This is a genomic window from Alcanivorax sp. DSM 26293, from assembly GCF_900107995.1.
Classification (GTDB): Bacteria; Pseudomonadota; Gammaproteobacteria; order Pseudomonadales; family Alcanivoracaceae; genus Alcanivorax.
This window is the reverse complement of record NZ_FNUM01000010.1, coordinates 16,164-42,794: the sequence shown is the minus strand read 5'-3', so window position 1 is coordinate 42,794 and position 26,631 is coordinate 16,164. Positions and strand designations below refer to the sequence as shown.

Here is a 26,631-nt window from a genome sequence, read left to right as displayed (position 1 = left end):
TCATTTGGGGCCATGCGCGGCACAAGCTGGATATAGCCATGACAATACTAAAAATGGACCCTGCGGAGTACTCGGTCTCCGCCGAATACCTGGCCCTTTTTCTGGAGGTAATGTCCAGACGGGGCATTGCCAATGAGGTATTGCTGTCCGGCACTGACATTGAGCCTGGCTGCTGGCGGGACCCCAAGGCACGGGTAACCGCCCAGGATTTTGAACGGGTGGTGATGCGCGGTATCCAGCTTAGCGGTGAGCCCTGGTTGGGCTGGGAGCTGGGCGCCGCCATGACGATTTCCTCCCATGGGTTTCTGGGGTATGCCGCCATGAGCAGCGCCACCCTCGGCGAGGCCATGGAGCTGGCGGTGAAATACTTCCGTACACGCAGCACCCTGGTGCAGCTGGATATTTTCACCGATGGCGACATGGCGGTGATGCAGATCGATGAGTTGCTGGCGCTGGGTGGGTTGGCGCCGGTAATGATGGAAAGCCTGTTCGCCAGTTTTCACTTCATGGGCCAGAAGCTGTTGCCGGATATGGAGATTATCGGTGAGTTGCGCTTTACCTACCCGGAGCCCGAGTACTTTGCGCGCATGCGGCCGGTGATGCCGGTGCCGGTGTATTTCGATTGTGCCTACAACCAGATGCGTTTTCCGGTTGAGCGCCTGGACTATGAACTGCAATTTGCCGACCCGCGTCTGGCACGCATGGCTGCGGATCAATGTGAACAGGAGATGGCCTCCATCAAGGCACCGCCAGCCCTGCTTGGACAGGTTCGGCGGATCATTCTGGGCGGGGGTGGCCGTTTCCCCGGCGTCGAGGAGGTGGCCGGTGAGCTGCACATGTCGTCGCGCACCCTCAAGCGCAAGTTGCAGCAATTGGGTACCAGTTACCAGGAAGTGCTGGATGGGCTGCGCAAAGGCCTGGCGGTGGAATACCTCACCCAGACAGACAAGACAGTCGACGAAATCGCCATGAGTCTGGGCTATTCCGATGCCTCCAACTTTGCCCGGGCGTTTCGACGCTGGACGCTGCGAAGTCCTTCAGATTATCGATAATAGGGCCCCATGATGCGGGGCAACCGTTGACGGTCCGTTGTGAGAAGCGAGGTACGAGGAGCGAAAGGCAGTCCGGTTTTGAATTTAGACACCCGTAGCTCGTCACATCGCTCCGATGTTCTGTTATTTGAGGAGACACCATGGCCACACTCCACCCGCGCCTTGCCGCTGATACCCGGCCCCTTGGCGAAACGGATCTTTGCTGGCTGCGCTGGATGAATGACCGGCGCTTTCCCTGGCTGATCGTGGTGCCCAAACGCGACGGGCTGCGCGAATGGCATCACCTGCCCATGGCGGACCAGCAGGCGCTGCTGCAACAGGTCAATGGCCTGGCGGCGGAGCTGGAGCGGGTGACCCGGGCGGACAAGATCAATATCGGCGCCTTGGGAAACCTGGTGCCGCAATTGCACATCCACATCATTGCCCGCTTCGAGGGGGACCCCTGCTGGCCTGGCCCGGTCTGGGGGCAGGGGCAGCCCGAGCCCTGGGCAGAGGGCGAGAGTCCGGAGTGGCTGGAAAAAGTGGCGTTGACGGGGGCCGTGTAGCCATGGCGGGCCTGGTACCGGTAACCGTGCAATGCCCCCATTGCTGGGAGCCCATCGAGGTGTTGATTGATACGTCGGTGGCAGAGCAGGAGTACGTGGAAGACTGTCAGGTGTGTTGCCAGCCGTTGCTATTTACTGTGGCAGTGCCATTCGACAGCGAAGAGCCGCAGGTAGAAGTGCGGCCGGAGAATGAGTAGCTCGCCTCTTTGCGATTGGCTCGATGCCGCTCGCGGCGCGATAGCCAAGTTCATGTTGTCCCGAGCTGTTTCGAAGTCGCTGTAGGAGCTCCTCTCGAGGAGCGAACCACGCGTCAACGTGGAAATTGCCCGCGGGCGGTCAGGAGTAGCAGGGCTTGACAGGTTCCATGGCCTGCCTCGCTACGCTCGGTTCGCCCCTCGAGAGGAGCTCCTACAGCAGCGTTGTAGAAAGTTTTTCACTGCGCCGGTTATCGCGCCGCCAGCGACGCTCCTGCAGTGCGATTGTAGGGGGGGTATCAGGAGCCCTGGCGATCAATGTGCCCCAACTCCCGTTCCGGGCACACCACATCCCGCACCCGTCGCTTCAGCTCGGTGATTTCCGGAAAACCGCCGTCGCTCTTGCGTTCCCAGATTCGCTGGCCATTGGCCTCGATCTGAAAGACACCACCGGTCCCCGGTTGCAGGGCCACTTCGTCCAGCTCGTCGCTGAAGGTGGTCAGCAATTCCTGCGCGTACCAGGCACTACGGAGCAGCCAGTTGCACTGGCTGCAGTAGTGAATGGCGACCCGGTTGCCAGGCATCAGGGTGTGTCGTTACCCGCCAGGAAGGACAGCATCTCCGGGTCTTTGAGCAGACGGTTGATGGCGCCACTGAGGATGTCGTTGACCATCTGCTGGTTACGGCTTGCCGACGGGGTCAGCGGCAGGTCGTGTTCCACACTGCTTTTGTAGGTGCCAGTGTGGATCACATCGCCACGACTGGCCTCGGCCAGCAGGGTCAGCGTCAGGGTGACCTGATTGATCACCGACCCTTCCTCGGGCACGTAGTCTAGCTGCTCCAGACGCACTTCCAGGCGGGTCGCGTCATCGTCGGGATTGAACGCGTTGAAACCCTGGGTTTGCAGGCCCTTTTTCACCGCGTCTTCAATGGCGCTCTTCACGTCATTGGCGGGACGCACCAGGGCGGTATCCTTGTAGACGCCGCCGCGGGTGCCAAACGCTTCCTGGTCACGGGAGTCCACGGCCAGAACCTGTACGGGCTGGTTACGGCCAATGTTGGTGGCGTCCACGTCGGCAACCGGTTTGACATCAATCACCTGCGGGCTGAGGGCGCAGCCGGCGAAAGTGGCGGTCAGGGCAAGCACTAGCACAGCACGAAACATGGTGGCTCCTTGTATCAATAAGTCCGCTTCAGGGATTCTTCTGCCAGGGTGAACAGGGTCTCCTTGTAGGGGGAGGCCGGCACCGCAGCGATGGCGTCCAGGGCCAGGCGCGTATGCTCGGCGGCCTTGTCCACCGTATATTGAAGACCACCGCTGGCCTGAACGGTTTCAATAATATGCTGCAGATGATCCAGGCCCCCGTTACGGATGGCGTCCTTGATCAGCTTGGCCTGCTCCGGACTGCCATTGGCGATGGTGTAAATCAGCGGCAGGGTGGGTTTGCCCTCGGCCAGGTCGTCGCCCACGTTCTTGCCCAGCTCGCTGGCTTCACCCTGATAGTCCAGCACATCGTCGATCAGCTGGAAGGCAATGCCCAGATGGCGGCCGTAGGTGGCGAAGGCCTCTACGAAGTCGGTGTTGTCATCGGCTCCCAGCACGGCACCGGTTTCTGCCGCGGATTCGAACATCTTGGCCGTCTTGTGGTGGATTACCCGCATATAGTTGTCTTCACTGGTATTCGGGTCGCGCACATTGATCAGCTGCAGCACTTCACCTTCGGAAATGGTGTTGGTGCTCTGGGAGAAGATATCCAGCAGGCGCGGGTGTTTGAGTGCCACCATCAGTTGCAGGGCCCGTGAAATCAGGAAATCGCCCACCAGGACGCTGGCCGCATTGCCCCACACCGCATTGACCGTGGGCCGGCCGCGACGCAGGTTGGATTCGTCCACCACGTCGTCGTGGAGCAGGGTGGCGGTGTGCAGGAATTCGATAATGGCAGCCACGTCCACATGGCGCTCACCGTGGTAACCGGAGGCCCGGGCACAGAGGATGGAAACCAGCGGGCGCAGGCGCTTGCCACCGGACTGGACGATATAGTCACCCACCTCACGGATCAGCGGGACATTGGAATCCAGGTGGTGGTTGATAAACTGGTTCACCGCCGCGAAGTCATCTTCGACGACAGCATAAATGGCCTTGAAATCCATGCACTTGTGTCCAGACAGAAGGTGGGCGCAACAGCGGGCAATGCTAGCAGTGGCTGGCAGCTAGTCAAGGAAAGCCCATTCCCCGTGAAGACGGCGGCACGAGGCGGAATCAGGGCTTGTTCAGGGGCGGTGTTTCACGTACACTTCGCGACCCAATTTCATCCTCTGCCTGGCCCGCAAGTGGTGATCCCTGAACAACAGGGTGTTACCCGCCTGAGTGGAGTTGTGCTGGAGCACATACATGTACGCAGTAATCAAAACCGGTGGTAAGCAGTATCGCGTTGAAGAAGGCGATGTTGTTCGCATCGAGAAAATTGAAGTGGCCACTGGCGAATCCGTGGATTTCGATCAGGTGCTGCTGGTTGCCAACGGCGATGACGTGAAAGTCGGCCAGCCAATGCTGGATGGCGCCAAGGTAACCGCTGAAGTGCTGGAGCAGGGCCGTCACAAGAAGATCAAGATTGTGAAGTTCCGTCGTCGTAAGCACTCCCGCAAGCAACAAGGTCATCGCCAGTGGTACACGGCGGTGAAAATCACCGGGATCCAGGGCTGATCCTTAGGACATTTGAGAGAGGATTGAGATATGGCACATAAAAAAGCCGGTGGTAGTACTCGTAACGGTCGCGATTCGGAAAGTAAACGCCTTGGCGTGAAACGCTTCGGCGGCCAGGTTGTCAGCGCAGGCGAAATCATCGTTCGTCAGCGTGGCACCAAATTCCACGCTGGCGTGAATGCCGGCATGGGCAAAGACCACACCATCTTTGCCAAGGAAACCGGTCGCGTTAAGTTCGAAACCAAGGGTCCGCTGAGCCGCAAGTTTGTGGTGATCGAGCCCGTGGCCTGATCCGAAAGGGTCAGAAAAAGCCCCGCGAGGCTCCTGCCCGCGGGGCTTTTTTGTGTCAGGCTGCTTGCAAGCGATATGCATCACGCCACAGGAAACAGATCTGAGACATTGTGGTGAGCGGCCTGCGTGCTGCTCTACAATGGCATCCATCCAGTAAAGAGTGTCCTCCCAATGCAATTTGTCGATGAAGCCACCATTGAAGTTCACGCCGGTAAGGGCGGTGATGGCTGTCTGAGTTTCCGCCGCGAAAAATACGTGGAATTCGGCGGGCCGGATGGCGGCGACGGCGGGGCTGGCGGCAGTGTGATGGTGCAGGCGGATACCAATCTGAACACCCTGGTGGATTACCGCTACGAGCGCATTTTCAAGGCCCGCAATGGCGAGCCCGGCAAGGGGCGTCAGATGACCGGCAAATCCGCCGATGACGTGGTGCTGCTGGTGCCGGTGGGGACTACCATCGTCGATGTGGATACCGATGAGGTGCTGGCGGACCTGACCGATCCGGAGAAGCCGGTAATGATCGCCCTGGGCGGCCGCGGTGGGCTTGGCAATATTCATTTCAAGAGCAGCACCAATCAGGCACCGCGCAAGACGACCAAGGGCAAGCCTGGCGAATCCCGTCGTCTGCGTCTGGAGCTGAAGGTGCTGGCGGATGTGGGGCTGCTGGGGATGCCCAATGCGGGCAAGAGTACCCTGATTCGGGCGATTTCCGCTGCCAAGCCCAAGGTGGCGGATTATCCGTTTACCACTCTGGTGCCCAATCTCGGTGTGGTGAAGGCGGATCGCCATCGCAGTTTTGTGGTGGCGGATATCCCTGGCCTTATTGAGGGTGCGGCCGAAGGGGCGGGTCTGGGGATTCGTTTCCTCAAGCACCTGGCGCGCACTCGCCTGTTGCTCCATGTGGTGGATCTGGCGCCCATGGATGGCAGTAGCCCGGCGGATCATATTGATGCCATCGCTGACGAACTGGACCGTTTCTCTCCCGCTCTGGCCGAGCAGGAGCGTTGGCTGGTGTTCAACAAGATCGACCTGTTGGCGGATGATGAGGCCCAGGCGCAGGCGGATGCCATCGTCGAGGAGTTGGGCTGGCAGGGGCCGGTGTTCAGGATTTCCGCTGCGGCGGGAGTGGGCTGCGAAGATCTGGTCTATGCCCTGATGAATGCCATCGAGGACCGTCGCAGGCTCGAGCAGGAAGACCCGGAGTATGCCGCTGCGCAGCAGGATCTGCGGGCTCGCCTGGAAGAAGAGGCCCGTGAGAAAGTTCAGGAGCTCAAGGCGGACGCCCGCCGAGCCCGCCAGAATGATGATGACGACGATGACGACCACGATGTGGAAATCATCTACGAACCCTGATTGAGCGCAATGAAGGAGTGAGCGTGGCGGACCGCCAGCGTTGGGTGATCAAGATAGGCAGTGCCCTGCTGACCAATGACGGCAAGGGGCTCGATTGTGCCCTGATGCAGTCCTGGGTGGACCGCATGGTGGCGTTGCGCGAGCAGGGCATCGAGGTGGTGATCGTGTCCTCCGGTGCCGTGGCGGAGGGGATGACCCGGCTGGGCTGGGCCTCCCGTCCTGATTCGGTCCATGAGCTGCAGGCCGCAGCTGCAGTGGGGCAGATGGGGTTGGTGCAAGCCTGGGAGTCGCGCTTCCAGAAACACAATCTGCACACCGCCCAGGTGCTGCTGACGCACGATGACCTGTCCGACCGGAAACGCTACCTCAACGCCCGTTCCACGCTGCTGACCCTGCTGGGTTTTTCGGTGGTGCCCGTGGTGAACGAGAATGACACCGTGGTCACCGATGAAATCCGTTTCGGTGACAATGACACCCTGGCGGCGCTGGTGGCCAATCTGATCGAGGCGGACCGGTTGGTGATTCTCACTGATCAGGACGGCCTTTTTGACGCTGATCCTCGCAGCAACCCGGAGGCAAAACTGATCCGGGAAGCGCGGGCATCGGATCCGGACATTGCCCGTGTTGCTGGTGGTGGCGGGCTGCTGGGGCGCGGCGGCATGGCCACCAAGGTGCGAGCCGCCAAGCTGGCTGCCCGTTCCGGGGCCTCCACCACCATCGCCTCCGGTCGCAGTCCGCAGGTCCTGGCGGAGCTGGCCCTGGGGCAGGGGCCGGGGACCACGCTGCTACCGGATACCTCGCCCATGAATGCCCGCAAGCAGTGGCTGGCTGGGCATCTGCAGATGCGCGGACGGGTGGTGCTGGATGCCGGAGCGGTGCGCCGTATCCGTGATGGCGGATCCAGCCTGCTGCCGGTGGGCGTGGTAGATGTGTTCGGCCAGTTCTCCCGCGGGGAAATGGTGGCCTGTGAAAGCGAGCAGGGCGAGCGCATCGGCTGTGGGCTGGCCAACTATGACGCCGCCGACGCCCGCCGTATTTGTGGCAAGAAAAGTACCGAAATTGCCGATGTGCTGGGTTACATGAACGAGGAAGAGCTGATCCACCGGGATAATATGGTGGTGTTCGACGTCGGCTGATGTGGGAAGCGAGTCTCGAGTTTCGAGAAGCGAAAGGCAAAACCGGTTTGGCCCTTCGAAACTCGCTTCTCGCAACGCGTCACTGATTTTCAGGCATAAAAAAACCGGCCATTGGCCGGTTTTTTCGTGAACGCATGAGACTCAGGCAGCCATGGCCTTGATCTTGGCGTTCAGGCGGCTCTTGTGGCGAGCGGCCTTGTTGGGGTGAAACTTGCCCTTGCGGGTGGCTTTGTCCAGCACAGACACCGCCTGGGTATAAGCTTCCTGAGCGCTGCCTTGGTCGCCGGACGCAATAGCCGCGTTCACCTTTTTCAGGTATGTGCGCACCATGGAGCGCATCGCTGCGTTGTGCTGACGGCGGGTTTCCGCCTGACGCGCACGCTTGCGTGCTTGCGGTGAGTTAGCCAAGGTCCTGCTCCTATACTTTAAATTCGAAGGTCAAATTCGGGTTACGACACTGGCCTCTGGGGCCGACCCGGCCTGTTGTGGTCAAAAAACACGCGGGTCATGGTCTAAAGACGCGCAACTATGCCGATCCGGCAGCCTGATGTCAATGGGCTGCGGGGGCGGAAATCATCATTCTGGCGGTTTGCGTGGCCTTTGTTTACTCTTGCCCGGTTTGCTGGAGGCACCATGACCGAACCCACAGAAAAGACCCCGAAAAAAGCCGGTTTAATGGCCTCCACTGCCGTGGTGGCAACCATGACCATGCTGTCGCGGGTGCTGGGGCTGGTTCGGGACGTGGTGATTGCCCGTATGCTGGGGGCCTCCGCCGGGGCCGATGCCTTTTTCGTGGCCCTGAAGATTCCCAATTTTTTCCGCCGTCTGTTTGCCGAAGGGGCCTTCAACCAGGCGTTCGTGCCGGTGCTCAGCGAGTATCGCAGCAAAGGCAGCATGGCGGCCACCAAGCTGTTGGTGGATCGGGTGGCCGGAACCCTGGGAACCGTCGTGGCGTTGATCACCCTGGTGGGGGTGCTGGCGGCGGCGGGGGTGGTGTGGTTGTTTGCCCCCGGTTTTGGCGATGACCCGGTGAAGCGGGCACTGACCGTGGAAATGCTGCGGCTGACCTTCCCTTATCTATTCTTTATTTCCCTGACCGCCTTTGCTGGCGGCATCCTCAATTCCTGGAACCGCTTTGCGGTGCCGGCTTTTACCCCGGTGCTGTTGAACCTGAGCCTGATCGGCTGTGCCCTGTTCCTGGCCCCGCAGTTTGCCGAGGATCGCATGGCGGTGGCGCTGGCCTGGGGGGTGCTGATCGCCGGGGTCGCTCAGCTGCTGTTTCAGCTACCGTTTCTTGCCAGGCTGAATCTGATGCCGGTGCCGCGCATGGGCTGGTCCGACCCGGGGGTGCGCAAGATCATGACATTGATGGTGCCGGCCCTGTTCGGGGCGTCGGTCTATCAGCTCAACTCCCTGGTCAATACGGTGTTGGCGTCGCTACTGGAGACGGGGTCGGTGACCTGGCTCTACTACACCGACCGGCTGATCGAGCTGCCGCTGGGGATTTTTGCGGTGGCGATCGGCACGGTGATCCTGCCCAGCCTGTCCAGCAAGCATGTGGATGCCTCCAGCGAGGCGTTTTCCCGAACCCTGGACTGGGCCATCCGCATGGTGTTGCTGATTGGTCTGCCGGCAGCACTGGCGTTGGCAGTGCTGGCCGAGCCGCTGCTGTCCACGCTGTTCCAGTACGGCGAGTTCACTGCGTTGGATGTGGCGAAAACCGCAGAATCCCTGCGTGCCTATAGCGCCGGCCTGTTGGCGGCCATGCTGATCAAGGTACTGGCGCCGGGCTTCTATGCCCGCCAGGATACCCGCACGCCGGTGAAGATCGGTGTGATTGCCATGCTGGCGAATATGGCGTTTGGCGCCTTGCTGGTGTGGGAGTGGCGTCATGTGGGGCTGGCCACGGCCATGGCCCTGTCCGCCTGGCTCAATGCCGGGTTGTTGTATCTGGGGCTGCGCCGGGCGGGGGTCTATCAGCCGCTCAAGGGGTGGTTGTTTCACTGGGGGCGGATGGTGGCTGCCGGTGTGGCCATGGCGGCGGCCACTTACTGGCTGTCTTTGCAAACCCAGGCCTGGACCGAGGCCGGCATGTGGAACCGGGTCGGTTGGCTCAGCCTGATTGTGATTTCCGGGTTGTCGATCTACGGGGCAAGCCTGCTGATTTTGGGGCTGCGCCCGCGGCATTTGCGCCGCTGACATCCCGGGGTTGTCTTTCCTCTGGGTGAGCGCCATGTCAGTAATGGTTAACTTTCCCGCCGGTCGCTGCCACGGGCGCATACAAAACCATCGACGAGCCTGTATAATCGGGCGTCTTTTGAGACGAGGATGAGATGCGACTGATTCGCGGCATTCACAATCTGCGCGACAGGCATCGCGGCTGCGTGGCCACCATCGGCAATTTCGATGGGGTGCATCAGGGGCATCAGCGGATTCTGGATCAGGTGATCGCGGAAGCCCGCCATCGTGGTCTGAAGGCCACGGTGATGCTGTTCGAGCCGCAACCTCAGGAGTTTTTTGCGCCGCAGCAGGCGCCAGCCCGGCTCATGTCCCTGCGCGACAAGCTGATTGCCCTGCGTGAAGCAGGGGTGGATCAGGTGCTGTGTGTGCGGTTCGACGAGCGGTTTCGCTCCCTGACCGCCGAGGCCTTTGTGAAATCCCTGCTGGTGGACGGGCTGGGGGTGGAATACCTGGTGGTGGGGGATGATTTCCGTTTCGGCTGTGGCCGTGACGGGGATTTCGCTTACCTGCAGCAGGCTGGCGAGCAGTTCGGTTTTGCTGTGACTGACACTGCCACCTGCCAAATCCATGGCGAGCGGGTGTCCAGCACCCGGGTCCGTGCGGCGCTCAACGCCGGAGATTTTGCCCTGGCGGAAACCTTGCTGGGGCGGCCCTTTGCCATCAGTGGCCGAGTGCGCCACGGTGACAAGATCGGTCGCACTCTGGATCTGCCCACGGTGAATCTGGCACTCAAGCGTCTGCACTCCCCGCTGGCCGGGGTGTTTGCCGTGACGGTGACTGGCGCCGGGCTCACAGACCAGGCCGGGGCCGCCAACATGGGCGACCGCCCCACGGTGAATGGCACAGAAAACCGCCTGGAAGTGCATCTGTTGGACTACAGCGATGCCGGGGCCGGCCAGGACAGTCTGTACGGCAAGCATTTGACGGTTGCCTTTCGCCATTACGTGCGAGCGGAAGAAAAATTCGCGGATCTGGATCAGCTCAAGACTGCCATCTGGCAGGACGTGCAAGCGGTCCGGGACTACTTTGAAAAGACGGGATCATCCAAGACGGGACTATGACGGACTACAAGGCAACGCTTAATCTTCCCCAAACCGACTTTCCCATGAAAGCCGGCTTGTCCCAGCGCGAACCGGCGCGCCTGAAAGAGTGGCAGCAAAAGCAGCTCTACCAGAAGATCCGTGAGGCCTTTGCCGGCCGTCCCAAGTTCATTCTTCATGATGGCCCTCCGTACGCCAACGGCGACATTCATATCGGCCATGCGGTGAACAAGATCCTCAAGGACATGATCGTCAAGTCCCGTACCCTGGCCGGCTTTGATGCCCCCTATGTACCGGGCTGGGACTGCCATGGTCTGCCCATCGAGCTGATGGTGGAAAAGAAGGTCGGCAAGGCCGGCCACAAGGTGGATGCCCGCACCTTTCGCCAGAAGTGTCGGGAATACGCCAGCAAGCAGGTGGCCGGACAGAAGTCCGATTTTCAGCGTCTGGGCGTGCTCGGCGACTGGGACAATCCCTACTTGACCATGGATTACGCCTTCGAGGCGAACATCATCCGCTCCCTGGGCAAGATCGTCGACAACGGTCACCTGCAACAGGGTTTCAAGCCGGTGCACTGGTGTCTGGATTGCGCTTCTGCCCTGGCGGAAGCGGAAGTGGAATACTACGACAAGGTATCCCCGGCCATTGATGTGGCGTTCAGTGTGGTGGATGTGGCGGACTTTGCCGCCCGCTCCGGTATTCAGGCTACTGCGCCGGCACTGGTGATCTGGACGACCACCCCCTGGACCATCCCCGCCAACCGGGCGGTGGCGGTGCATCCGCAGTTGGACTATGTGCTGCTCAGCGGCGAGCTGGATGGCCGGCATCGCGAGTTGCTGGTGGCCGAGGGGCTGGCGGACGATCTGGTCGAGCGCTGGGCAATGGAAGGCGTGTCCCGCTCTGCTGCCGTGAAAGGCGACAAGCTGGAAATGCTGGCTCTGAAGCATCCGTTCCTGGGCTCGCAGGTGCCGGTGATTCTTGGTGATCACGTGACCACCGATGCGGGTACCGGCCTGGTGCACACCGCCCCCGGGCACGGTGCCGACGATTTCGTGGTCGGCCAGCAATATGATCTGGACCCGATTAGCCCGGTGCTGGACAGCGGCCTGTTCCGCGACGACCTGCCGGTGGTGGGTGGCGTGCATGTGAGCAAGGCCAACGACCCGGTGATCGAGGCATTGAAGGAAAGCGGTGCCCTGGTGAAGCTGGCGAAGATCGAGCACAGCTACCCGCACTGCTGGCGTCACAAGACGCCCCTGATCTTCCGCGCCACCGCCCAGTGGTTCGTGTCCATGGACAAGGCCGGGTTGCTGCCCCGCGCACGTCAGGAAGTGGACCAGGTGCAGTGGCTGCCGGAGTGGGGCAAGGCCCGCATCGAAGGCATGCTCACCGATCGCCCGGACTGGTGTATCTCCCGTCAGCGTACCTGGGGCGTGCCCATCGCCCTGTTCGTGAACAAGGAGACCGGTGAGCTGCACCCGGATACCCCGGCCCTGATCGAGCAGGTTGCCCAGCGGGTTGAAAACGAGGGCATTGATGCCTGGTTCGACCTGGACCCCGCCGAGTTGCTCGGCGAGCAGGCGGACCAGTACAGCAAGGTCACCGATACCCTGGACGTGTGGTTCGATTCCGGCGTCACCCATTACTGCGTGCTGGATCAGCGCCCGCAGCTGGGCACTCCGGCGGATCTGTATCTGGAAGGCTCTGACCAGCATCGTGGCTGGTTCCAGTCGTCTTTGCTGACCAGCCTGGCGATCCGCGATGCGGCGCCCTACAAGACGGTGCTGACCCACGGTTTCACCGTGGACGAGCAGGGCCGCAAGATGTCCAAGTCCATCGGCAACGTGATCGCTCCCCAGGAAGTGTGGAATGATCTGGGCGCCGATATCCTGCGCCTGTGGGTGGCAGCCACGGATTACCGTGGCGAGATGTCCGTGTCCAAGGACATCCTCAAGCAGATGGGCGACAGCTATCGCCGTATCCGTAACACCAGCCGTTTCCTGCTTTCCAATCTCAGTGGTTTCGACCCGGCGACCGATGCCCTGCAGCCGGAGCAGATGCTGGCGTTGGATCGCTATATCGTCGATCGCGCCCTGCAACTGCAGGAAGACATTCAGGGGCTGTACGACGGTTACCATTTCCATCAGGTCTACCAGAAGTTGCACAACTTCTGCGCGCTGGATCTGGGTGGCTTCTATCTGGATATCATCAAGGATCGCCAGTACACCACCCAGGCGGATTCCGTGGCGCGTCGCTCCTGCCAGACCGCGCTCTATCACATCGCCCAGGCGCTGGTGCGCTGGATGGCGCCGGTGCTCAGCTTCACCGCCGAGGAGATCTACGAGAACCTGCCCGGCGAGCGTCTCGATTCCGTGTTCCTGGCGGAATGGTACACGGGGCTTTTCGCGCTGACCGATACGGACATGGACCGCGCTTTCTGGCAGCAAGTGCAGGATGTGAAACAGGCGGTCAACAAGGCCATCGAGAATGCCCGCCGGGACAAGCTGATCAAGGGCGGGCTCAGTGCCGAGGTGGTGCTTTATGTGGATGAGGCGCAACAGGCGCTGCTGAATCGCCTGGGAGATGAGCTGCGCTTCGTGACCATCACCTCCGCGGCTACCCTCAAGCCCCTGGCCGAGGCGCCGGTAGAACTGGAGGCCACTGCCGTGGCGGGCCTCAAGGTGCAAGTGGTCCCCAGCGAATACACCAAGTGTGTACGTTGCTGGCACCACCAGCCGGATGTGGGCAGCCATGCGGACCACCCTGAACTGTGTGGCCGTTGCGTCACCAATGTGGACGGGGATGGCGAGGTGCGACGTTATGCGTGATGGCACGGACCACGGAGACCAGATGTCAGACGTCAAAAAGGGACTATTGCCAGGCCAGCTGATCTGGCTGTGGCTCACCGGTGTGGTGATTGCGCTGGATCAGATCACCAAGCATATGGTGGTGGCCCGTTTTGATCTCTACGAGCGGCTGGAAGTGATGCCGTTCTTCAATCTGACCCTGGCCTACAATCCGGGAGCCGCGTTCAGCTTCCTGGCGGATGCCGGGGGGTGGCAGCGCTGGTTCTTTACCGCTATCGCCCTGGGCGCTTCGGTGGTGATTCTGATCTGGCTGGCCCGGCTCACCGCAGCCGAAAAACTGCAGGGAGTGGCTCTGGCCCTGATTCTGGGCGGAGCCCTGGGCAATTTCTATGATCGGCTGGTGTTGGGACATGTGGTGGACTTCCTGGACTTTTACTGGGGTAACAGCCACTTCCCGGCTTTCAACATCGCCGACACCGCCATCACCATCGGGGCCGGCCTGATATTGCTGGATATGTTCTTGGGCGCTGGAAACGGCGCCGAAAAGAAAGAGGCACGCAAAAAGCATGACTGAGATTCTCCGCGCGGGCCCGGAAACCCGTATTACCCTGCATTTCGCTGTGCGTCTGATGGATGGCACTGAAATGGATTCCACTTTTGGCGGTGAGCCGGCGGCCTTTGTCTGGGGGGATGAATCCCTGCTGCCGGGCTTCGAAAATGCACTGCGTGGACTCAAGGCGGGGGACCGGCGTAGCGTGTTCCTGGAAGCGAAAAAGGCGTTCGGCGACTACAACGACGAGAATGTGCAGCACTTTACCCGGGATACCTTTGCCCAGTACGACACCCTGGAGCCGGGCATGGTGCTCAGTTTTGCCGATGCCGCCGGTGGCGAGTTACCGGGAGTGATCAGCAGGGTGGAAGATGAATGGGTATTCGTCGACTTCAACCACCCTCTGGCCGGGCGCGATCTCACCTTTGAGGTGGAGATCATCGCGGTGGAACGCTATGCGCCGGAGCAACCCGTTACGCTGAATTGATACCGGCTGGAGTGAGGCACTTTCAGCTCGATGGTCGTGGCCATGGTCGCAGATTGCGGCCTTTCCCGGTTACAATGCCCGCACTCGTTACGCAGGACTTCCTATGCAAATCCGACTCGCCAACCCCCGTGGTTTCTGTGCCGGGGTGGATCGCGCCATCGACATTGTCAACCGGGCCCTGGAAGTGTTCGGACCGCCTATCTATGTGCGCCACGAAGTGGTGCACAACCGCTACGTGGTTGACGACCTGCGCCAGCGGGGAGCGGTATTTGTGGAAGAACTCCACGAAGTGCCGGATGATGCCATCGTCATCTTCAGCGCCCATGGCGTGTCAAAAGCCGTACAGCAGGAGGCGGATCGCCGCCAGCTGAAGGTATTCGATGCCACCTGCCCGCTGGTGACCAAGGTGCATATGGAGGTGATCCGCTACGCCCGTGAGGGACGCGAAAGCATCCTCATTGGCCACGCCGGCCACCCGGAAGTGGAAGGCACCATGGGGCAGTACGACAAGGCCAATGGTGGCGATATCTATCTGGTCGAAGACGAGGCGGATGTGGCCAGACTCCAGGTGCGTGACCCGGATACCTTGGCTTTTGTCACCCAGACTACCCTGAGCGTGGATGACACCGCCCGAGTCATTGATGCCCTGCGACAGCGTTTCCCCAATATCCTTGGTCCCAAACGCGAGGATATCTGCTACGCCACCACCAATCGCCAGGATGCTGTACGACAGCTGGCCCTGGAGTGTGGCCTGGTGCTGGTGGTGGGCTCGGTAAACAGCTCCAACTCCAACCGTCTGCGGGAGCTGGCCGAGCGCTGCGGCGCCGAAGCGCATCTGCTCGACGATCCCTCCCAGATCGACCCGGCCTGGCTCAAGGGCAAAACGGCTGTCGGCGTCACCGCCGGCGCCAGCGCCCCGGAAGAGCTGGTCCAGCAGGTCATCACCACCCTCAAATCCCTGGGCGGCTCCGACGCCGAAGAAATCCCCGGCCGCGAAGAGAATATCCGTTTCTCCATGCCCAAGGCCCTGCGGTCGTAAGTCGCTCTGGGCCGCTGTCTGCCGTATTGCTCATCCAGTCGATGATCCCAAGACCCTAGTGTTTTGACTGCTGCGGTGGGCGGCCACTCTACGACACGTTTTTCTGCAATCCATAGTCTCACTCTGGTTGACCATGAGGCCGATCGAGCAAGGGCCTCGCGGTACCTCCATTCCTCCCTCTGGTCCGTAAAACGTTGATTAAGGGTCACTGGTCCACGACAGCGTGGGTATTTGGCTAATGCTTTTTTCTCGTCCTTAAAGGGGCGGGAAGATACGAATAAAGTGTGAGCCCTTTCACAACATAAAGTATTAAAAGTCATTAATTTTCAGAAACTTATACCGTTCGGAGCTGCCAAGGCTCCACTGGTCTCCATTCAATTGCTGCCGGGAGGGGCGTTGCTAAAGTGATATTTGTGTTGAATCAGATCAACGATGGGGCAGGAATGGGAAAGTCATTTATCTCCCGCAGGCAAGCGGGGTTTACCATGATCGAGCTGATGATTGGAATCGTCGTCGCTGGCGTTTTGTTGTCCATTGCAGTGCCATCTTTCAATGACTTTCAAGCAAGAAACGCGCTTCGCAGCACCGCTGCAGATTTCATTACGGCCGTCAATACAGCGAGGATTCAGGCAGTCAGTTTAAGGACTACAGTCACCCTCAAACCGATTTCAGGAAACGATTGGGGGGCAGGTTGGCAGATTGAGTATCCCGCGTCAGTGATTACGGAAGAGAATCAGGATTTCCTGCCTAGAGGAAGCTCAAAAATCGCCTCTGAAGATGGCCTAAACCAGATTCAGTTCCTCAGTAATGGCTTGAATGCTGCTGGCGAGGCAGAGTTTTCACTCTGTGATGATCGTAGTGGAGAGCAGGGAAGAACCATCACAATTTCTCCATTTGGCAAAGTGACCAACGAAGTGAAGAGTTGTAGCTGATGACGAATTCATGGCGAGGAATGCAGCGAGGGGTAGGGCTCATCGAAGTTATGGTGGCCCTGCTGGTATTAGCCATTGGTGTGCTTGGATATGCGGGAATGCAACTTACAGCATTAAAGTCTGCTGAAGATGCCAATAATCGCGCTCAGGCAACATTATTGGGCCAGGATGCCCTTGAGCGATTTCTGGCCAATGAAGAGGCAATGGATACCTTCATGAACGTGGATAATTGGCCAAATGCGAGTGTCCCGTCGGGAGAAAAGCCTGACCGATTGAACGATTGCATTACTCAATCCTGCGACGCTGATGAGCTGGCTGATTGGGAAATCGACATGCTGGCCTGGCAGGCTGCGAATTTTTTACCGGGAGGCATGATAGCCGCAGGTGAGTGTCAGCATGCAGCTGGGATCAGCTGTGTCGTTATTAGCTGGAATGACCAGCAGCCTGAGGATTGTATGACGAATGATGGCGTGAATGTGGATGACGGGGCTACCTGTGTAGTGTTGGAGGTGACGCGATGAAGCGGATGCAAGGTTTCAGCCTCGTTGAACTGATGGTGTCAATGGTATTGGGGCTTCTCATTACCGGAGCTGCGCTGCAGTTGCTGCTTGCCAATCAGCAATCTTTCGCCTTGCAACAAACCTTGTCCCGTGTGCAGGAGAATGGGCAGCTTTTTGTACGTTTCCTGGTGACAGATTTGCGCAGAGCGGGCCTGGAGATGGCCAACGTTGCATCCACAGATGCACAGGGGGTGCGTTTTACTGCGTCGGGCAACATCCCGGGCTCTAATAATGGAAACGATTATGATCGCTTGACGCTGTCATATCATGGCGTGACCGACTGTGAGGGGTCTATTGCACCGGCAATGACAGAAGTGGTGAATACCTATTTTGTTAATGACGACTCAGAACTTCTCTGCCAGGGCGGGCTTACAGGTGGTAATGGGGTCGTTCTGCTGGAAGATGTTGAAGCTTTCGAAGTGCTTTATGGCATAGATGAGGAAAGAGACGGGACTGCGAAAGTGAACCGGTATGTGGAAGCCGGTTTGCAGGGGGGGAACCCGGTTTTGGCGGTTCGCTTTTCTCTGTTGCTTAAAGAGGAAAGCAACTCATTGCCAAAAGGCGACGGAGACAAAGAGTTTTTTATTCTCACCAAAACGGTAAAAGAGCCTGCAGACAGTTCTGTTCGCCGTGTTTTTATGTCTACGGTCAAAATGCGAAATTACAACTGGGATGAAGTATGAATATTCAAGTAACTACTCGCCATCGTCAGGAAGGTGCGGCTCTAGTCATAGCGCTGCTGATTCTTGTGGTGGTGTCCCTGCTTGGCGTTTCAGCCATGAAAACCAGTGTTTTCTCTGCAAAAGTGGCAACAGGGACGCAGGCGGATGCGATGACGTTCGAGGCTGCAGAAACCAGTTTAAGTGTGGCTTACCAGGAATTGAATGACATGTCCGGTGAAGCACTTTATGCCAATCTGGCCGGACAGAAAATGCTCACGATGTGTGTGACAGAGAAAGATACCAGTAAAGAAGGACCTTGCAAAAAAGGTGACGTTCTTGATTCAAGAGGATTGATAGCAGCTGAGTCGTCCTCTCGGTTGAATGGTTATGAGCCTGTGCCAGGTGCAGAACTGGGTACGACAGCAGGGTCAGTGATCTATGTTGATTACAAGGTAGCCATGCTGGGTGAAAGTACCATGGCGAGTTTTAATTTGGACAACCATCATTTTCAGGAAGCGCTCAAGCGTGGCCTGAAGCCTGGCTCTGAGATTGAGTAAGGAGGGGATATGAATAAGTTAAAAAGCGTAATAGGTGTGTTGCTGGCTTGTGCAATGGCGCCGACCGGACTTTATGCAGACGATACGGAAATTTTCTTTGCCAAGGCGAATGCGGATAACGCTGAGAATAAACCGAAGGCAAACGTGCTTTTCCTGATTGATACGTCGGGGAGTATGGAGGGAAAGGCGCCGAATAGCGATAAAACTAAAATGCAGGAGCTCAAGTCTGCCTTTGCCAAAGTGATTGATAATCTGGGTTCTGACATTGATGTGGGCTTGGCAAAGTTCAACGGCGGTCATGATGAGTTTGGCTACGGAGGGTATGTTTTTTATCCTGTCACTGAGATGGATGATGCCAGACGAGCTGAAATCAAGCAGATCGTAAATGGATTGGAGGGTACCTCTAACACTCCTACCATGGAAGCGTATAGCGAGGCAGCCCGATATATGCTGGGCGATAGCCCAAGTGATTACGCCAAACGGGGCGAAGCTTTGGAGGAAGAGCCCCGTTTAGCGGTGAATATTAGTCGTGAGTGGCGTTGTGTTCGATTTAGAGGTAACGGCAAGTGCCGAGAATACGGTTGGGTCTACACTACGCAAAGTGAATATGACTCCCCGGTAAACCTCAAAAACGAGTGTGAGAGCAATCATATTATTATGATGACCGATGGTGATCCAACAAAAGATTCGGACTATGAGTCTGTTCGGAGTATCACTAACGGTTATTGTAACGGTAGCTACAATTGCCAAGAGCATCTAGCCAAGTGGCTTTACAATGATGGCAACGACGAGACCGGGGTGAGAAAATCCATTAAGACCTGGCAGGTCGCACTGGGGGTGGGAGAAAACTCCAGTCAGGCAAGAAACATGAAGAAAGTGGCAGAGGCAGGCCTTGGTGATGAAAAGGCAGAAGTAAGATTTGCTAATAACGCAGAAGAATTAGCCTCCGAATTCAAGGAGATTCTTGATCTGGTGGACAAAGATTCGCGTACCTTGTCTTCCCCGGGGGTCGCAGTAAACCAGATGAACCGGTTCCAGCACCTTGATCAGCTTTACTACGCGGTTTTTGCACCCAACAAAAACAGCAACTGGAAAGGCAACCTGAAACGATATCGCCTCAAAAATGGGGAGATCGTAGGTGTTTCCGGCGGGAATGCGATTGACCCAGACACTGGTTATTTCAAAAAGGACTCGCGCAGTTTCTGGAGCCAGGAAACCGATGGCGTCGATGTCGAGAAAGGTGGTGCTCGCGGGCAATTATCGGGTCGCGACTTGTATTATAACTCCGGTACGACAGTAAAGGCACTGGATTGGCAGGCAGTTCAGGATAACCCTGGCAACTGGGCTGACTTCTTTGGTATGGATGCCGACGCTACGGATGCCGAAGTCAGGGCAGTGGCTCAGAAGTTAAAGGTGCAATGGGGAGATCCGCTCCACAGTGCACCTCTACTGGTGAATTACGGTAGCGATGCCGAGAATAATCTTATTTTCGTTTCTACCAATGGAGGCATGTTGCACGCTATCGATTCCAGCGATGGCACCGAGGAATATGCGTTTATGCCGGAAGAGTTTATTAGCCAAGCAGATAAATATACGTCTGATACATTTCCTCTAACTGTAGACAATCGGCGCCAGACCTATGGTCTGGATGGTAGTTGGGTCGCATGGCGTAAACCTAATGCCGACGACCCTGTAAAAGGCAAGCCAGAGCATGTCTACATTTATGGCGGGATGCGCCGAGGAGGGCGCACCTACTATGCTCTGGATGTGTCCAGCAAGAACTCCCCGAAAGTTAAATGGAAAATTGAGGGTGGCAAGACAAATGGTTTTGCACGGCTGGGGCAGACATGGTCAACGCCAACGTTGACGCAAATTCCCGTCGGTGGTCAAAAGAAAGTGCCGGTACTGGTCTTTGGGGGCGGTTATAGCCCTGATGGGCACGACAACAAGCAGGGGCGTTCACGTAATACCGGTGACTCGCTAGGCAATGCCATCTATATCGTCAATGCGGAAACAGGCAAGCTCATTTGGTCCGCTAGTGGTGGGGACATGAAGTGGTCTATTCCGGGTAGTGTCTCAGTGGTTGATAAAAACCTGGATGGTGTTGCTGATTTCCTTTATTTCGGTGATCTTGGTGGGCAGTTGTTCAGGGTCGATATTGATCAGAAGGGCGGCAACAATATGAAGGTGCATCGTCTGGCCCAATTGGGCACCGGCGGTGCTAGTGGAAATCGCCGTTTTTACGACGCCCCTGCCGTGGTTTATATCGTTGAGGAAGGCGTGAAAAAGCTCTATGTAGTAGCTGGTTCGGGTTATCGCTCCCATCCACTTGACGAAACCGTAGAGGATGGGCTGTTTGTGGTGAAAGACGCGACTGCGATGACCGCAAAGCAGGAAGCACCGGAAGAAATCGGCTTTGGTGACCTTGTCAATGTCTCTTCAGGAACGCCGGAGGCTGATGATAAAGGGTGGTTTTACCCCATGTCGCGGAAAGGAGAAAAAATCCTGGCTTCTCCTGTGGTGTATCCCACCCTGGACGACGACGGTAGAACCATTTCTGTTCTTGCTGCCACCTCATACACCCCAATCAAGCAAGATCAGGTTGACCCCTGTGTCGTGACCTACGGATCTGGGGCGCTGTATCAGTTGAGTCTCTTGACTGGTGGTGGTGTTGATTACAACAATGATGGAGTGGCTGACGTACCAGAAATAACGGATACGGATGGAGGATCTATACCTTCAAAGCCTACTCTTCTGGAGCCTGGCTGCGAAGGCGAAGACTGTGGAGATTCGGCAAAAGACCGGAAAGGCACAATCTGTGTTGGTACTGAATGCTTCGAGCGTCGCGGCGCGGGTTATGATCATCTCAGGAAGCGTCGCTGGTACCAGATGGAAAAAACTGAAGCTGATCAATTCAAGGCTGGAGGGCTTTGAGGATGAAGCAGGCCGGATTAACAAGTCCTTGCCGCAGCCAAAAGGGCTTCACTCTGGTGGAGCTGATGGTTGTGGTGGCGATAGTGACCATTTTGGCCGCTATCGCCTATCCCGGGTACACGCGTTATGTTCAGGATACCCGCCAAGCAGAAACGCAAGGCGAGATAATGGGGCTTGCTGGTGCTCTTGAGCGTTATAGAGCGAAGAATTTTTCCTACAAAGGGGCCAATACCAAGCTGGCTGATTTCTCACCTCTGCTGGCAAATAGCGAGTATTACAATGTGAGCATCACAGTGTCGGGTGCGGGTGATCAGCAATACGAGATCAGCGCATCACCGAAAAGCGGCGTGATGTCGAACACAGGGGTGATGAAAATTAACAGTGAAGGTCAGACCTGTATTAAGAAAGGCTCATGCACCATTGGTACTGACCCTTCCTGGAAAGAACACTAAAGACAGTCATCTGGTGCGGCCGTTTCTACCCTGGAGCGGCCTATCCAGTTCATCACGATTCTTCTGGCGGCTTTATGGTTGCAGATGTAGAAGCTGCCATTTTGAAAGCGTGAGATTCCGCGGTTGTAAAACTTCAAATGGTTTCCTCTGAATCGTTTCCACACCAGATTTGCTCCTGTGGGAAGTTGGTAGTATTCCTTGATTTCACTGGCAGAGAGTTTTCCGTCCTGATTTCTGTCATGACCCATCCAAAGCAGTCTTGTCTTCCCAAAGGATGAGCAGCCCCGTTGACCATCACAAATCATCTGATTACCGTCCGAGATAGCATCGGATCGAGCTTTTTGAATCAAGTTATGGATATTGGCTGCAGCGGTTCTGATTTGATAGCGGGGAATCATATCCTGCCAGGCATGCATGCCAATACTTAAAATGATTACCACTATGGAAAGGCAAATAATCATCTCAAGCAGAGTAAAGCCTTGTTGTCTGAATCCGGTGCGCTGAGTGAGGTTGATGTGCATTGTCGCCCTCCGCTGACTGTTAGGCTGAGCCTATTGCGGATTCAGGTGCGCTGTTATGCTACTGTTGCTTCCCTTTATGTGAGTCAAACCCGGTAGTTGTCATGTCAGATGTGCTTGTTGTGGGTGGCGGAATTGTCGGCCTTCTGAGTGCGATGGAGCTTACGACGCGTCAGCGATCTGTAACAATCATCGACTTTCCTGTCGTCAGTCCTTCTGCGTCATGGGCCGGCGGAGGGATTTTGGCTCCCTTGTACCCTTGGCGCTATTCCGATGCCATGACCCGCCTTACCATCGATTCCCTTTCACGCTTTGATTCCATACTGGAAGCGATAGACCCAGGCGGTGCGCTGGGCCGGCGCTTGATGAACCGGTGTGGACTTTGGGTGGAAGTGGCTGAATCCGAGAAACCCTATGCCACATCCTGGGCAAGTCATTGGGGGCTGCCTGTAAAGGTGTGTTCAGCTACTGATTTGATGCATGAAGCCGGCCCTGGGGATGGTTTGTTTTTCCCGTCGCTGGGGAATATTCGCAATTCGGGTCTCCTTAAGGCGTTACGTGAATACCTGATTGGTCTTGGTGTACGTTTTGAGACGGCTCGGGTGGATAAAATTAAAAGCCATTCTTCTGGACCCGTTAGTGTGTGCGCAAGTGACGGAAGGAGCTGGACCGCAGAACAGGTGTTGGTCAGCGCAGGGGCGGGGGGGCAAGCTTTGCTGGGATCGATGGGTTTGCATTTGCCCTTGTTTCCAGCCAAAGGAGAAATGCTTCTTTACCAAATGGAACCCGGGGATGTGCCTTCTGTGATGCTTACCGAGCGGGGCTATTTGATTCCCCGGAACGATGGCGCAGTTTTGGTCGGTTCCACACTGCGCAAGGGAGACAACACAACCTACCCTACTGTGGCGGGTCGTTATCAGCTTGAGTCGTTGGCAGAATATCTCTGGCCTGTCTTGAAATCTCGCAAGCCCATGCACCACTGGGCCGGAGTGCGTCCGGGGTGTGCCAGAGATTTCCCTTACATCGGGAGGGTGCCCGGCCAGCCTGGGGTTTTCTCGTCGGCAGGCCATTTTCGTAATGGTTTGGTTTCAGGACCCGCCAGCGCTGAGTTGGTTGTGCAGTTGATGTGTCAGGAGACACCATTTACCGATCCTGATGCTTATTCGTTGCTTTCTTCGTCTCTATCAAGTTCCAGTTTTTTCAGCCGATAACGTAAAGATCGAAATGTCATACCCAGTTTTTTGGCTGCAGCGGTTCGATTCCAATGGGTTATATCCAAGGCTTTTAGAATTTCTTTTTTCTCTATCTCTTGCAGGAAATCTTCAAGAGGTTGGTTGCTATCCCGCTCAGCCAGGTTTTGCGATGGCGAGATGTTTGGGGTTGCATGCACGGGCTGAGTAGATTGAGTGTGCGCCTGTAGATGGAGGTGTTCCCTATCGATTGTGTTGCTATCGCAAAGGGTAAGCGCACGTTCCAGCGTGTTTTCCAGCTCCCTGACATTGCCAGGAAATGGGTATTGTGCCAAAACGTCCATGGCCGCATCGGTTATGGAGGGAGGGGTAATCTCCCAAGCATGACTTAGCCTGTTAAGAATATGTTTTACCAGAGCAGGAATGTCTTCTTGTCTCTCGCGTAATGCGGGTACGTGAGCCTCAATTACATTCAAGCGGTAGAACAGATCCTGCCGGAATCGGCCTTCTGCCATCTCACGGGCAAGGTCCTTGTGAGTGGCACATAAAATCCGCAAATTGACCTGGAACTCCTTGGTTTCCCCTACCGGACGAACAGACTTTTCTTGAATGGCCCGCAGCAGTTTGACCTGCATGTGGAGAGGGAGGTCGGCAACTTCGTCAAGAAAAAGCGTGCCGCCATCGGCTTCGCGAAAAAGACCTTTTCGGTCTTCCACCGCACCGGTAAATGCCCCCTTGCGATGGCCAAAGAATTCGCTTTCCATCAATTCCGAGGGAATGGCACCACAGTTGACTGCCACGAAGGGTTTTTCGCGCCGTGGGCCAAGGCTATGTATCAGTCGGGCAATGCGCTCTTTGCCGCTGCCGGATTCACCACTGATATAGATTGGGGCCTGGCTGCGTGCAAGCTTGCGGACCTGGGCTTTCAGGGCTTGCATGCTTGGTGCTTCGCCGATCAGGCTGTCTTCTTCCTCGTGGTGATCTTCCACTTCGCTGATGCCCAGACCATCTTCAATCAGCTGACGCAGGCGATCCAGCGATACGGGCTTGGCGATAAAATCATAGGCGCCGAACTTCATGGCATCTGTCGCTGTTTCCATGCTGCCATAAGCCGTAATCACGGCGGTGGGCATTTCGGGACAGTGACGGGAAATATACTGCATCAACTCCAATCCGGTGCCATCGCCCAGGTTCATGTCGGTCAGACACAGGTTGAATGTCTGCTCATCAAGGGCTTTTTTGGCTGCGGCGAGGGATTCAGCGGCGGTGGCTTTCAGCTTCATTCGGCCAATGGTAATGACCAGCAGTTCGCGCAGATCTGCTTCGTCGTCAACAACCAGGATGTGTGGGGTGTCAGCACTCATAATCAGATCGTGTTATTGGAATTGTCGGTGCGGGTGAGCAAAGGTTATCACAAAGCTGGCCCCATTCGGGCTATCTTCAAGATCCAAGGCGGCCTGATTGGCCTGGCAGAGCTCCCGGCAAAGATAGAGGCCTAATCCATTGCCGTCATTGGCCGTGGTATAGAAGGGTTCAAAAAGGTGTTGAGCGGTTTCCCGGGGGATGCCGTTACCGTTATCCCGGATCCGGAGCCAGGGTAAGCCGGTCTGCTGATGGCTGCCACATTCCAGAGTCACGTTGCAGTGCTCCCCGCCGTGCTGAAATGCATTTCGAATCAGGTTGTCGACTACCTGGGTCAGCTGGCTGCGGTCAAAGCGGACTTCCACCTCCGATTGGCAGGCCTTGCTGAGGCGCTGGTTGCTGTAGCCCCGTAACGCCCATTGTTCAATAAGCTCGTCAAGGAATGGCGCCAGGCTGAAGCGCTCGGCCTGGCCTCGTCCTCGGCGAGACAGGTCCAGCACATCGTGGATGATGCCATTCACGCGGCCCACATGATTGCGAATAATGCCGAGCAAATGCTGATCTTCCTCGCTGGCATTGCCATCGAGTAACAGCTCGGTGGCATGGTTGATGGCGCTTAGCGGGTTGCGTATCTCGTGGGCAAGCGTGGCAGAGAGACGCCCCAGTGAGGCCAGATTCATCTGCTGTGCTTCCTGGGCAACCCGGGCGCTATCTTCCAGAAAGAGCAGGGTGAGCAGCTCGTGGTCGGTTTCCAAAGGCGCGAAGCGTGGGCTGAGCACGGGAGATTGTTCTGATGTTCTCAAGGTGGCCAGCGGCAGTAGCGGGTTTTCCAGCCAGCGACGGTAGCGGTGAGCCAATTGCTTGGGTAGCTGGTTGCCCAGCATGGGTGTGCCAAACAGACTATTGGCGGCCTGATTCGCCATCAGGATCCGTAAGGATTGGTCGAATACCACCACGCCGGTGCGCATGCGCTGCACAATCTGTTGATTCAGGGCTTCCAGGCGCTCAATGGCCACCCGCTGTCGCTGTGCGATTCGTTCACTGTGCTGCAGCCGCTGGGATATCTGCTGGATAATCAGCGAGACCATGAAAAAGGCGATACCCAGCAACCCTGATTCTGTGAGCAGGAATGGCGACTCAGACAGGGCCTGGATGGAAAAATAAAACTGCTCGAACATCATCGACAGAGTCGCGAGCGCGGCAATCAGAAAGCCCAGGCGTCCACGCAGTAAAATATTGCCTGCGGCGACGGTGACCAGCAGCAAAACCGCCAGCCCGCCCTCCAGGCCTCCGCTGGCGTGCACCACCAGGGTGAGCATGGTCAGATCGGTAATCAGGGAAGCCGGTTGCGCCCAAGCGGGGTAGGCCCGCTTTTCAGCGCGGAAATCCAGGGTGGCCGACGCCAGTGTCAGCCCCAGATAGACAAAGAGTGTCGTTTCAAATAAGAGTGGCAGATGGGTGCCGATGAGGGGCTTTTCCGGCCCGAAATGCAGCAGCATCAGGCTGCAGGCGATGGCAATCCGGTAAACGTTATAGATACGGGCGGGTGTCCACCCCTGGCTAGCGCTCATGGTGCTCCAGATACAGGCGCTGGTGCTCCTGGCAGCAGAAGTGTCGGCCATTATGCGTAAAGGCTTCCGGGGCCGGGACATGCACGCCGCACTGGGCGCATTTGAGCATGGCCTGACCGTCCCGATCCGCATCGGTTCCGGTATTGCTGCGGCTGCCGGCCTGCGAAAGCAGGTTTTTTGCCACTCGCCAGGCCAAATAGATCAGGGCGGCAATAATCAGCAGGCGTATCAGGCCCATTTTGTTCTCCTTGTTTTAGCGTGATGCGTCCATAGGTCGCCGGCTCAGAGCCTGCTCGGGGTCTATAGGCAACCCGAAGGGCCGGGAGCTTTTTTCGCCAGCCCGCGACGGCTATTGCTTATGTAGAATGACTACACATCACAGTCGCGGGCTGGCGAAAAAATTGCCTCCGGCGCGGCTGCGTATAGACCCCAAGCAGGTTCTAAAGAGTACAAT

28 protein-coding genes are annotated in these 26,631 nt (G+C 57.3%); 20 read left to right on the top strand and 8 right to left on the bottom strand.

Annotation, left to right across the window (positions count from 1 at the left end; translation table 11 throughout):
• Positions 1–38 precede the first annotated feature (38 nt).
• The 3 genes from C4S63_RS15385 (at position 39) to C4S63_RS15375 (ending at position 1,794) form a co-directional block, all read left to right on the top strand.
• On the top strand, positions 39–1,052 hold the full coding sequence (locus tag C4S63_RS15385) for an AraC family transcriptional regulator (protein ID WP_063509677.1): 1,014 nt from the start codon (positions 39–41) through the stop codon (positions 1,050–1,052).
• A 140-nt stretch (positions 1,053–1,192) separates the two neighbouring features.
• The gene (locus C4S63_RS15380) at positions 1,193–1,597 is read left to right on the top strand and encodes an HIT domain-containing protein (protein ID WP_103918128.1); all 405 of its coding nucleotides are present in this window, start codon (positions 1,193–1,195) and stop codon (positions 1,595–1,597) included.
• Positions 1,598–1,599: 2 nt separating this feature from the next.
• A complete protein-coding gene (locus tag C4S63_RS15375; protein ID WP_103918127.1) occupies positions 1,600–1,794 on the top strand; it encodes a CPXCG motif-containing cysteine-rich protein in 195 nt (64 codons plus the stop codon).
• Positions 1,795–2,090: 296 nt separating this feature from the next.
• Here C4S63_RS15375 and C4S63_RS15370 read toward each other — a convergent pair whose 3' ends face one another.
• Genes C4S63_RS15370 through C4S63_RS15360 form a run of 3 tightly spaced genes read right to left on the bottom strand, consistent with a single transcriptional unit; the run spans position 2,091 to position 3,942 of the window.
• Positions 2,091–2,375: a SelT/SelW/SelH family protein gene (locus tag C4S63_RS15370; RefSeq protein ID WP_103918126.1), complete on the bottom strand. Its 285-nt coding sequence runs from the start codon at positions 2,373–2,375 to the stop codon at positions 2,091–2,093.
• Positions 2,375–2,956, bottom strand: a complete 582-nt coding sequence (locus tag C4S63_RS15365) for a YajG family lipoprotein (RefSeq protein ID WP_103918125.1) — start codon at positions 2,954–2,956, stop codon at positions 2,375–2,377. Before C4S63_RS15365 ends, C4S63_RS15370 begins: the two co-directional genes overlap by 1 nt.
• A gap of 14 nt (positions 2,957–2,970) precedes the next feature.
• Complete coding sequence (locus C4S63_RS15360; protein ID WP_063509679.1) at positions 2,971–3,942, bottom strand: polyprenyl synthetase family protein; 972 nt, start codon at positions 3,940–3,942, stop codon at positions 2,971–2,973.
• 241 nt (positions 3,943–4,183) lie between these two features.
• On the opposite strand from C4S63_RS15360, the gene rplU reads away from it, so the two are divergent.
• The 4 genes from rplU to proB all read left to right on the top strand — a co-directional run bounded on the left by rplU (position 4,184) and on the right by proB (position 7,275).
• Positions 4,184–4,495: a 50S ribosomal protein L21 gene (gene rplU, locus C4S63_RS15355; protein ID WP_007148862.1), complete on the top strand. Its 312-nt coding sequence runs from the start codon at positions 4,184–4,186 to the stop codon at positions 4,493–4,495.
• A 30-nt stretch (positions 4,496–4,525) separates the two neighbouring features.
• On the top strand, positions 4,526–4,786 hold the full coding sequence (rpmA, locus tag C4S63_RS15350) for a 50S ribosomal protein L27 (RefSeq protein WP_062817615.1): 261 nt from the start codon (positions 4,526–4,528) through the stop codon (positions 4,784–4,786).
• A 171-nt stretch (positions 4,787–4,957) separates the two neighbouring features.
• Complete coding sequence (gene cgtA / locus C4S63_RS15345) at positions 4,958–6,139, top strand: Obg family GTPase CgtA (protein ID WP_062817614.1); 1,182 nt, start codon at positions 4,958–4,960, stop codon at positions 6,137–6,139.
• A gap of 23 nt (positions 6,140–6,162) precedes the next feature.
• Positions 6,163–7,275, top strand: a complete 1,113-nt coding sequence (gene proB / locus C4S63_RS15340; protein WP_103918124.1) for a glutamate 5-kinase — start codon at positions 6,163–6,165, stop codon at positions 7,273–7,275.
• A gap of 141 nt (positions 7,276–7,416) precedes the next feature.
• Here the strand turns inward: proB and rpsT are convergent, their stop codons facing one another.
• Positions 7,417–7,683, bottom strand: a complete 267-nt coding sequence (gene rpsT, locus C4S63_RS15335) for a 30S ribosomal protein S20 (protein ID WP_062817612.1) — start codon at positions 7,681–7,683, stop codon at positions 7,417–7,419.
• 225 nt (positions 7,684–7,908) lie between these two features.
• On the opposite strand from rpsT, the gene murJ reads away from it, so the two are divergent.
• The 12 genes from murJ to C4S63_RS15275 all read left to right on the top strand — a co-directional run bounded on the left by murJ (position 7,909) and on the right by C4S63_RS15275 (position 21,536).
• Complete coding sequence (murJ, locus tag C4S63_RS15330) at positions 7,909–9,474, top strand: murein biosynthesis integral membrane protein MurJ (RefSeq protein ID WP_103918123.1); 1,566 nt, start codon at positions 7,909–7,911, stop codon at positions 9,472–9,474.
• Between the two features lie 134 nt (positions 9,475–9,608).
• Positions 9,609–10,577 carry a bifunctional riboflavin kinase/FAD synthetase gene (gene ribF / locus C4S63_RS15325; RefSeq protein WP_103918122.1) on the top strand — a complete coding sequence of 323 codons (969 nt, stop codon included), beginning with the start codon at positions 9,609–9,611 and terminating at the stop codon, positions 10,575–10,577.
• Positions 10,574–13,384, top strand: a complete 2,811-nt coding sequence (gene ileS / locus C4S63_RS15320) for an isoleucine--tRNA ligase (protein ID WP_103918121.1) — start codon at positions 10,574–10,576, stop codon at positions 13,382–13,384. The genes ribF and ileS overlap by 4 nt, the downstream gene beginning before the upstream one ends.
• Before the next feature lie 22 nt (positions 13,385–13,406).
• Entirely contained in the window at positions 13,407–13,937 is a 531-nt protein-coding gene (gene lspA, locus C4S63_RS15315) for a signal peptidase II (RefSeq protein WP_062817669.1), read from the top strand.
• The gene (locus tag C4S63_RS15310; RefSeq protein ID WP_103918119.1) at positions 13,930–14,400 is read left to right on the top strand and encodes a peptidylprolyl isomerase; all 471 of its coding nucleotides are present in this window, start codon (positions 13,930–13,932) and stop codon (positions 14,398–14,400) included. The genes lspA and C4S63_RS15310 overlap by 8 nt, the downstream gene beginning before the upstream one ends.
• 103 nt (positions 14,401–14,503) lie before the next feature.
• Positions 14,504–15,439, top strand: a complete 936-nt coding sequence (ispH, locus tag C4S63_RS15305; protein WP_062817607.1) for a 4-hydroxy-3-methylbut-2-enyl diphosphate reductase — start codon at positions 14,504–14,506, stop codon at positions 15,437–15,439.
• 443 nt (positions 15,440–15,882) lie between these two features.
• The gene (locus C4S63_RS15300; RefSeq protein ID WP_103918147.1) at positions 15,883–16,371 is read left to right on the top strand and encodes a GspH/FimT family pseudopilin; all 489 of its coding nucleotides are present in this window, start codon (positions 15,883–15,885) and stop codon (positions 16,369–16,371) included.
• Positions 16,371–16,892 (top strand): type IV pilus modification protein PilV, encoded by a 522-nt coding sequence (gene pilV, locus C4S63_RS15295; RefSeq protein ID WP_235000043.1) that lies wholly within the window; start codon positions 16,371–16,373, stop codon positions 16,890–16,892. The genes C4S63_RS15300 and pilV overlap by 1 nt, the downstream gene beginning before the upstream one ends.
• Positions 16,889–17,614 carry a PilW family protein gene (locus C4S63_RS15290; RefSeq protein ID WP_103918117.1) on the top strand — a complete coding sequence of 242 codons (726 nt, stop codon included), beginning with the start codon at positions 16,889–16,891 and terminating at the stop codon, positions 17,612–17,614. Before pilV ends, C4S63_RS15290 begins: the two co-directional genes overlap by 4 nt.
• Positions 17,611–18,150 carry a PilX N-terminal domain-containing pilus assembly protein gene (locus C4S63_RS15285; protein WP_103918116.1) on the top strand — a complete coding sequence of 180 codons (540 nt, stop codon included), beginning with the start codon at positions 17,611–17,613 and terminating at the stop codon, positions 18,148–18,150. The genes C4S63_RS15290 and C4S63_RS15285 overlap by 4 nt, the downstream gene beginning before the upstream one ends.
• Before the next feature lie 9 nt (positions 18,151–18,159).
• The gene (locus C4S63_RS15280) at positions 18,160–21,084 is read left to right on the top strand and encodes a PilC/PilY family type IV pilus protein (protein ID WP_103918115.1); all 2,925 of its coding nucleotides are present in this window, start codon (positions 18,160–18,162) and stop codon (positions 21,082–21,084) included.
• A 2-nt stretch (positions 21,085–21,086) separates the two neighbouring features.
• Positions 21,087–21,536 (top strand): type IV pilin protein, encoded by a 450-nt coding sequence (locus C4S63_RS15275; protein WP_103918114.1) that lies wholly within the window; start codon positions 21,087–21,089, stop codon positions 21,534–21,536.
• Here C4S63_RS15275 and C4S63_RS15270 read toward each other — a convergent pair.
• The gene (locus tag C4S63_RS15270; protein ID WP_103918146.1) at positions 21,533–22,057 is read right to left on the bottom strand and encodes a GspH/FimT family pseudopilin; all 525 of its coding nucleotides are present in this window, start codon (positions 22,055–22,057) and stop codon (positions 21,533–21,535) included. The two genes, C4S63_RS15275 and C4S63_RS15270, sit on opposite strands and share 4 nt — an antisense overlap.
• Positions 22,058–22,158: 101 nt before the next feature.
• Between C4S63_RS15270 and C4S63_RS15265 the strand changes: the two genes are divergently transcribed.
• The gene (locus C4S63_RS15265; protein ID WP_103918113.1) at positions 22,159–23,265 is read left to right on the top strand and encodes an FAD-binding oxidoreductase; all 1,107 of its coding nucleotides are present in this window, start codon (positions 22,159–22,161) and stop codon (positions 23,263–23,265) included.
• On the opposite strand, the gene C4S63_RS15260 is transcribed toward C4S63_RS15265, so the two are convergent.
• From C4S63_RS15260 to C4S63_RS15250, 3 genes are read right to left on the bottom strand one after another with little or no spacing between them, the layout of a single operon-like run.
• On the bottom strand, positions 23,214–24,608 hold the full coding sequence (locus C4S63_RS15260; protein WP_103918112.1) for a sigma-54 dependent transcriptional regulator: 1,395 nt from the start codon (positions 24,606–24,608) through the stop codon (positions 23,214–23,216). The genes C4S63_RS15265 and C4S63_RS15260 overlap by 52 nt on opposite strands.
• A 12-nt stretch (positions 24,609–24,620) precedes the next feature.
• Positions 24,621–26,177 carry a PAS domain-containing sensor histidine kinase gene (locus tag C4S63_RS15255; protein ID WP_103918111.1) on the bottom strand — a complete coding sequence of 519 codons (1,557 nt, stop codon included), beginning with the start codon at positions 26,175–26,177 and terminating at the stop codon, positions 24,621–24,623.
• Complete coding sequence (locus C4S63_RS15250) at positions 26,167–26,415, bottom strand: PP0621 family protein (protein ID WP_103918110.1); 249 nt, start codon at positions 26,413–26,415, stop codon at positions 26,167–26,169. Before C4S63_RS15250 ends, C4S63_RS15255 begins: the two co-directional genes overlap by 11 nt.
• Between the last annotated feature and the right edge of the window lie 216 nt (positions 26,416–26,631).